The sequence below is a fragment of the Erwinia endophytica genome (assembly GCF_009295515.1).
In the GTDB taxonomy this organism is placed as follows: Bacteria; Pseudomonadota; Gammaproteobacteria; order Enterobacterales; family Enterobacteriaceae; genus Erwinia; species Erwinia endophytica.
On record NZ_RQVV01000046.1, the window covers coordinates 1 to 7,905 of the forward strand.

Consider the following 7,905-nt stretch of genomic DNA (forward strand, 5'->3'; position numbering starts at 1 on the left):
AAATCAGCGCCCATGCATCATCAGGGAAATCGTAACGAGCCAAATTGAAGAATTTCTTTGTAGTTAAACCATGAGCCAGATTGTACAAAAAATAGTTACGGGACACAGGCTTAATTATTGGGGGCAGGTCAGTGGTGCAAAAATGCGTACTCCACATATCGTTCCACTCTCCTGTCAGTCTATTGCTATTCTGAAACAGATAGTGGGTCAAGATCAACCGTGGCTGAACCCAATAGAGCTGCTGTGGTTATCGCTACACGAGACCATAACGCGAAACCATCAGTGCCGTTATATGTGGCAGTTACTGAAACAGGTAAATCAGTTTATGAGGGCTGCTTCACAGTTCCTTGGCAATCAACACGGACTTGCTAAAGTGGAGCGTTAATATGCAAAGCTATTTAGTACATACAAGAGGCGGTCTTACTCGCTAGCGACTCGCGCCCCCACTTAATTAATAAGTCTAAATTTTCGTAATTATCTGATTGCCAGATTGACCAAATCCATAACATGAGTAAAATTTGTAAATATTCTTACAAGTGCAGTGCCTATGCAGCTGAGGGCGGTAGCGTTGGTCGAGGTCTCACTTTCTACTTTGGAAGCCAATTGGCTATCACGTTCGAGCCTGTTCTTAGCAGCAAGAGATTGAAACGTGCTATCCGGTTAGTTCAGAGTATGGCTGGACCAAATTCTGGATTAAGTCCAATAAACTATATCAACTAGAAAAATATTTTTTATATCATGAGGGGTTGTTTATGCACGTTATTTACGGAGAAACTATTAACGATGTAATAATGAAACTCCTAGAAAAAGTGCTTAATGAAGGAGTTCGTGTTTCGACAAGGAATGGGGATGCTATAACTATTTATGATGTTAGTATGATCTTGCGAAACCCTAGATCTAGGCATTTAAGTTTAGCGGGTCGAAAAAACAACATCTTCTCCACATTTGCTGAAGCTATATGGGTATTTGCTGGCGATAACCGAATTAAACCATATCTAACTTTTTTTTTACCAAGAGCGCCTAAATACTCAGATGATGGTGTCACTTGGCGAGCAGCTTATGGAGAAAGACTATACGCTCACGGGCAACTTGAAAATGTCGTGCAACAATTCAAAAGCGAAGGGATATTTACAAGAAGAGCGGTTATTAGCTTATACATGCCTGACAGAGATACAAGTGAAAGCCTCATAAAGTTATACAACATAGAACATAGTGTCGATATACCTTGTAATAACTTAATTCATTTTTTTATCACTCCTGACAAAAATTTAAACATTAAAGTAGTCCAAAGAAGTGGCGATCTAATATTTGGAGTGAGCAATATAAATATTTTCGAGTTTAGTTTACTTCAAGAGATAGTACTTTCAATGTTACAGAAGGAAGTTGATAGCGAGATTAAACTGGGATACTTACATCAGTCAGTAACAAACCTTCATATATATGATGATAGAATAGGACAAGCCAATGAAATATACAAAAGAAAAGAAGAACAAATGACAGATTTGATAAACGATGATGAAATATCATTCCCTCCATCACTACCAAATATAAAATCATTATTCTGTGATATAGTTTCATTCCTTGAAAGGATAATAACAGAAAATGAACATAAAATAGATACGATAGATATGGAAACTGAAAATCTAAAAAATATATTTATTAAACACTTTGTAGAAACTGAAAGGAATTTACTTTGGGGATATGCAGAAGCAGCTTTATCATATATTTTCCAGGAAAGGTTTAAACAACCAATAGTGTTAAAAACTAAGTTAAGCAATGATTTCAATCTAAGCATATCTTCTAATTATTTTAATAATTCCAATAAGGACTGTCTATGAAAATTGCATTCATGGGCATATCGGGTAGTGGAAAAGACTTTCTTGCCAATTATCTGATATCCAACTATGGATTTATTAGATTATCATTTAGCGATCAACTAAAAAAATTGGCCAGTTATATTTATCCTTGGATGGAAAAGGATTATCCCCCTGAAAATAAAATGTTACCACTCAATATAACCTTACCTACCGGCGACTTTATCAACCATTCACCAAGAGATATATGGCTGAGCTTAGACAAACTAAGGAAAATTGAAGAAAAGATATTTATTAGAATGCTATCAGAAGAGTTGGAAATTTTAGAGAAAAATGAATGGGTGAATAAAAACATAATAATTACTGACATAAGATCAAATGAAGAATTCTCATGGTGTAAGAACAATCATTTCACAATAGTACATATAGAACGAGAAAATAATAATTATAAAAGATACGAAATTGACAAGTATGTTAATAAAAACAAAGAAAAATCGGACTATCATTTCAACAATAGTGTAAACGGAATTGATAGTTTTAAAAAATTCTTCGAAAAGGTATTATTTAGTGAATAGTAAAAACGATCAACTTTTTTGTAATGTCAGAGAAATTAAAATTAAAACCGCTAAACCCATTTTAAATGAAGCTGTTATCAGGGAATGGTTTTATCATCAACGAGAGAGAACCTCTATATATTACAAGAAAGAGATACTTAACCTTCCTCCATATTGGACAGAAGACAAAATATTGAGAAATTATAAATTTGTAAATACTAAAAGAACATGGGACAAAGAAACCAAATGGTTATTAAAAAACATAACAAGCAATAAAAAATTGAGTTATGAAAATAAAATACTCAATTCATTTTTATTTAGAGTGATAAATAAAAGCGATACGTTAAATGAAATTGATGCGCCCTTTGATTTCACAACAATGACGATTCGTGATATTAATGAAAAGATCAGGGAAAAGACTCTCAATATATCCATAAAAAAACCAAACTATGTATTTTTTAGCGCAGCATATATTTTAGGTGGTCCAAAATTTAATTTCGGGAAATACTTAGAAAATATCGAGGGAGCAACGGAAAATGACATGGTAGTTAGAATGGTAAAATTTGTTTATTATAACCAAGATAAAATTGTTAATGGTGTAAAATCATCCAAAAATCAGTTTGAAGTTTTTGAACATTTAAAATCATTTCCAGGGATTGGGAATTTTCTAGCATATCAAATTTACATAGATCTGACATATATAGCCAATTTTCCGTTTACAGAGTTGAATTTTGTTATTTCAGGCCCTGGTTGTGAAAGAGGAATAAATTGGATTTTTTCTAATAGAGATGGAATGAATAGCGAAGAGTGTTTGTTCTGGTTCACTATTAACCAAAATAGCATCGCAGAAAAATACAATGAAAACTGGAACATGGATGAAATATTCCATTTCCTGCCTAAAGAAGAAAGAGTTTACACCTTAATGGATATGGAAAATAGTGGTGCATGCGAGATAGATAAAAGATGCCGAACTAAATTTAACAATAAAAGACCGAAACAAAAGTATCATTATCATAGTAATAATATAGAATTATTTTATAATTAGAAAATCACAAAGGATTTTAAAATGGTAAAAGAAATTAAGAAAAATGTTTTTGTTAGCCATCATCATAAAGATGACGCCAGTGTTGATGGGGTTTCGCGGTTAGCTGCAACAAAAGGTTATCACCTCCGAAATAGTTCTGTCAGAATGAAACCTGAAAATCAGCGACGTGCTGATGAAAAAAAGATCAGTGATAGAACAATAGCACGTTTGCTCAGAATGAAAATGAGATGGGCTGGTCAAGTTATAGTAGTTATCGGGAAAGAGACACACACAAGACCATGGGTGAATTGGGAAATTCAAGCAGCTCATCAGCTTGGTAAACCTATTATAGGTGTATATGAAAATGGTTTAAAAGGCGATGTAAAACTACCAGAAAATCTCGAAAAATATGCAACCTCTATCGTTGCCTGGAGAAGCGATGCAATTATCGGTGCACTTGAGGGTAAAACTAGTTTTCAAAAGCCTGATGGTACTGATAGGGATAAAGTACAAGGGGGGAATGTAGTATGTTAATAGAAAATAAGTCTTATCTTTATGCCTACGCAATAACACGAGACCTTGGCTTTGCACCTAACCCATTTCATGGAATGTGTACTTTAGCAACATGTAAACCTAGAATTAGAAAGGCAGCTAACGTTGGTGATTGGATTCTGGGGATTGGCGGTTATAATTTAAAATCGGTTAGAAAAAAGTGTATTCTACTAATGAAGGTGACTGAAAAAATCAGTTTTAATGATTATTGGGAAGACAATAGATTCGCCCTCAAAAAGCCAGCGAGAAATGGTAGTCATATGCAGATGTTGGGGGATAATATCTATCATCAGGACGACAACAATAATTGGATTCAAGAAGATTCACATCATAGCAATGCAGATGGCACATTCAATGTGACAAATCTTGAACGTGATACTCATACTGACCAAGTGTTGATTTCAAGGCAGTTTTATTATTTTGGTGATAAAGCCGTTGATGTAAACTTAGACTCGATTGGCTATCACAGAATTAGAGATTATATAAAGTTCTCCTTAGATAACTCTATTCCCGCAAAAGATCTCATAAAAAAAATAGACGCTAAGTTTCGTAGCGAGAAAAATTTAGTTATATCAGATCCATGCCAGTTCTCTGATTTCTATAAACGTGTAGATCAGGGAACTGGTGAACTCTATTAATAAGTACTCACACTCTAACTCTGGATATTATTTAAAACCCTCAATTTTTATCCAGCAACTAGCAATATTACTTAATTCAAAATTCTACAAAGAAACTTGCTATGCAAACCGGTTAAATTGGGATTTGCATTATGATTTTAACTTTGCCTTTTTGATAGCTATCAAGAAGACGGTTAATCCGAATAGGGGAAACGCTTTTCCTGCTCCCCTAACGACTTTTTCCTATACCCACGGGCGCATAGCCAATCAACCCCAATGACACCTCATGGCTTGTCAATTGGATTGAGAGCATAGCGGTTTGATTAGATAACGATCGAATAATGATGCGAAATCCACATCTTCCAGACGGCCTCCATCAAAGTAGTCATGATCTCTTGCCAGGTTCAATGCTGCGCCTCCTGGGGCGGCGACCGGTAGAATTATTGCGTCAGGATGAAATTGCTTAAAGAGCTCATATTCAACCTGAACGCCTTCCATACCTCCTACAAAGACTGCGCCAACTAAGTCGCATCGAGATAACATTTCCTGCCGCATAAGATGTAGGCTGCCGTCTAGATCATCAGGCACTGCGTCGGTGTAAACGACATTGTCGAATCGCTCATTTTCTTCAGGATACCGGCCTTCGAAAAATCGGCTCTGGTACAATACAACGGAGCGAGTGTAATCGACGCCCAGATCTTCGCAAATACTCCAGATCATGGGGGTTATTGCAGGGTGCCCTCCCCATACGATTTTCATTTTTCTTACCACCGCGATAGCAAACTCACGTACAGCACACTGAATCAGGAACGGATCAGCAGTTTCATAATAATCACCTCGTCCATTGACCGGGACGCTTGCTGAGAGAAAAATAGAGTCCACTTTTTAAACCTCCCAATCTGCAAACTGCCAGCCGACCTCGCATGCTTTAACCCACTTCGTTTCCTGAATGTGCGAGCCGAGCCAATCCATATGATTCAGCCACTGAGGATGTAGCCCCACGTGGTCATATAGTATAGCAACTGATTCATCTGGATAGTTCATTGAGGCTTCATGCATGGTTGATGACGTCGGGACCCCGACCGTCGGGTAGACCACTATCATTCGGCCTGTGGGCAGACGAACTTTGGTTTCCCTCCCCACTCCCACACCAATGACTTCACCACCTATAGCCTCAATCCCAATGCGCAAGTTGCTGACTAGGTTGATAGTCCTTACAGCATGACTTTTGCTGCGCACCGCCTCAAGCTGAAGACAAATGCGGTCGATAGCGGAATTCTCGATACGTCCTGTTCCGCCATCCAACTCGCCTTCAGCTAACTCTGCGAGGCTTGCAGTACCCAATCCACGAGACTGCTTCGTTTCAGGCCAAGCGACTCGAAGGACACTGATACCTTTCGCGAGAGCCCGCCCAAACTCAGCTGATGTCCAACGACTATTAAAATAGTCTGGAGTATCTAACATCAACAGCACGTCAGAATCGCAGAGTCTATGCCACAACATGGTCTGAAAATCCTCTGCTGGAGCAATACTATGAGTATCAAGGAATACGTCGAAATGGCGTGCTGATAGAGCATCGAACATCTGGAGCGCGGCAACTCTGGCCTCATCCCGACGGTAGCTTACGAAGACCCTTCGTTGTTTCGGAAGCAAACCAGCGCATTCAAGAAGAGCTATCGAGACACGCTTAGCACCGCCATTGGCGTAGGCCAGACAGTTTAGCGGCTGCAGCACCTCAGGAATCTCCGCAGATATATGTCGTAAATCGGATACAATTGGAATCACAGGAGTACCACTGCGGAGCAAGCTCGGTAAACTTGGGTGATCCACGCCTTCTCCTCCAAAAAATACAACCGCACTCGATCGCAACTGATTTGGTGCAAACATATCAGGAGCTATTTCCCAACTGATCTCCTGACCGAGTCGTAGCCCGTACATCTCCACTGCATTTTTAACCGCATCCTCCAAATCGCGAAGTTGCGCGTCTGAAGGGGAGCCTACAACAGCAAGCTGATAGATAGGAAGCATGGATGCCCTTGTATGCAATTACAATTATCGTCAAAAGGTGTATCTCAGCTGAATCGGGGTGCCTCTAGTAACTTCGCATCAACCCCCAATTCAGTATAAAGCTTATCAACATGTTGGAGCCCGCTGATCCTAATGAAATCGGAGCCATCCGTCAGGGTGTAAGAGCTTAACCACTTCATAAAATGTCCATAATCCATTGAGTAAGTGGACTGCGGGAGTAAGTATCTAAACTCGACGTGTTTACTATCAAACGCGGCTTCTTCTAATTTCCGATATTCCTCCATACCCATCCCATATTCGAGTTGCTTGCGCTCTGTTCGTTTTACATTTCGTGCAAACATAAGTTCGGAGAAAATCCAAGGAGAGGAAAGTCGCTCCGTATCCGACATGTATTCATCAACCTTGATCGAACTTTCCGTGCCTCGGTAAGTGTCAAGGTTGTTGTCACCCCTTGCTGATTTAGGCCGCCTGTTTTTCCCGCTCCGGATTTAATGTCACAGAGCCTGCCGGCTGCCAGTTTCTTGTCCTTCCTGACCAGCGTTCCGGATGGACCGAACGGGCCGACCGGTATACTTCATTGCGCTTCCTCAGTATTTCCCTGTCTTCACCACGGTGTCGCTGCGCCGGCGTTACATAACGGATACCGCTGTGCCGGTGTTCCCCGTTATACCACCGGGTAAATCTCTCCACCCACACCCGCGCTTCTTCCAGCGTTACGAACCCAGATGACGGCCAGTCCGGCACATATTTCAACGTCCTGAACAGCGACTCCACATACGCATTATCATTACTCACCCGCGGACGGCTGTGAGACGGAGTTATCGCTAACTCATGAAGCTTCATTTGCAGCGTTTGTGATTTCATCGCCGCCCCGTTATCCGCATGCAGTACTGGCGGGGTGCGCCAGCATCCTTCCCTGAGTACCGTGCGCTGTATCAGGGCTGCCGCCTGCTCACCACTTTCTGCTTCATGCACTTCACAGCCCACGATTTTACGGCTGAACAGGTCTTCCACCAGATACAGGTAAAACCAGCGTCCCTTCACCGTTGACGGCAGCCACGTGATGTCCCACGTCCACACATGATTCGGCTCCGTCGCTTTCCAGGTGGTGGCCGGCCGGGCTTTCTCTCCCGTCCGCTGCCGCCCCCGTCGATGCGCTTCGCCATGCCGCCGCAGCACCCGGTAAAACGAGGACTCGCTCGCCAGATATCTCCCCTCATCCGCCAGTCGCGGCACGATTTGCGACGGTGGCAGGCTGGCATATGCCGGCTGATGGCACACCGCCAGTATCTGCTGCTCTTCCTCTGCGGTTTAAG

At 40.9% G+C, this 7,905-nt stretch carries 7 protein-coding genes and 2 pseudogenes; 6 read left to right on the forward strand and 3 right to left on the reverse strand.

Going from position 1 to position 7,905, the window contains the following annotated elements:
- Positions 1 to 217: 217 nt before the first annotated feature.
- The 6 genes and pseudogenes from EH228_RS13270 to EH228_RS13295 form a co-directional block, all read left to right on the forward strand.
- Positions 218 to 385, forward strand: a pseudogene (locus tag EH228_RS13270) (IS630 family transposase); the annotation flags it as partial.
- 367 nt (positions 386 to 752) lie between these two features.
- A complete protein-coding gene (locus EH228_RS13275; RefSeq protein ID WP_152322126.1) occupies positions 753 to 1,838 on the forward strand; it encodes a thymidylate synthase in 1,086 nt (361 codons plus the stop codon).
- On the forward strand, positions 1,835 to 2,389 hold the full coding sequence (locus EH228_RS13280; RefSeq protein ID WP_152322127.1) for a P-loop NTPase family protein: 555 nt from the start codon (positions 1,835 to 1,837) through the stop codon (positions 2,387 to 2,389). The genes EH228_RS13275 and EH228_RS13280 overlap by 4 nt, the downstream gene beginning before the upstream one ends.
- Complete coding sequence (locus EH228_RS13285; RefSeq protein WP_152322128.1) at positions 2,382 to 3,413, forward strand: nucleotide kinase domain-containing protein; 1,032 nt, start codon at positions 2,382 to 2,384, stop codon at positions 3,411 to 3,413. Before EH228_RS13280 ends, EH228_RS13285 begins: the two co-directional genes overlap by 8 nt.
- 21 nt (positions 3,414 to 3,434) lie before the next feature.
- Positions 3,435 to 3,926, forward strand: coding sequence for a TIR domain-containing protein (locus EH228_RS13290; protein ID WP_152322129.1), 492 nt, complete (start codon positions 3,435 to 3,437; stop codon positions 3,924 to 3,926).
- The gene (locus EH228_RS13295; protein ID WP_152322130.1) at positions 3,920 to 4,582 is read left to right on the forward strand and encodes an Nmad2 family putative nucleotide modification protein; all 663 of its coding nucleotides are present in this window, start codon (positions 3,920 to 3,922) and stop codon (positions 4,580 to 4,582) included. Before EH228_RS13290 ends, EH228_RS13295 begins: the two co-directional genes overlap by 7 nt.
- A gap of 273 nt (positions 4,583 to 4,855) precedes the next feature.
- Here the strand turns inward: EH228_RS13295 and EH228_RS13300 are convergent, their stop codons facing one another.
- From EH228_RS13300 to EH228_RS13315, 3 genes and pseudogenes are all read right to left on the reverse strand, one after another.
- A complete protein-coding gene (locus EH228_RS13300) occupies positions 4,856 to 5,443 on the reverse strand; it encodes an SLOG domain-containing protein (RefSeq protein ID WP_152322131.1) in 588 nt (195 codons plus the stop codon).
- Positions 5,444 to 5,446: 3 nt separating this feature from the next.
- On the reverse strand, positions 5,447 to 6,589 hold the full coding sequence (locus EH228_RS13305; RefSeq protein WP_152322132.1) for a toll/interleukin-1 receptor domain-containing protein: 1,143 nt from the start codon (positions 6,587 to 6,589) through the stop codon (positions 5,447 to 5,449).
- Positions 6,590 to 7,048: 459 nt separating this feature from the next.
- Positions 7,049 to 7,891 (reverse strand): annotated as a pseudogene (locus EH228_RS13315) (IS3 family transposase); the annotation flags it as partial.
- Between the last annotated feature and the right edge of the window lie 14 nt (positions 7,892 to 7,905).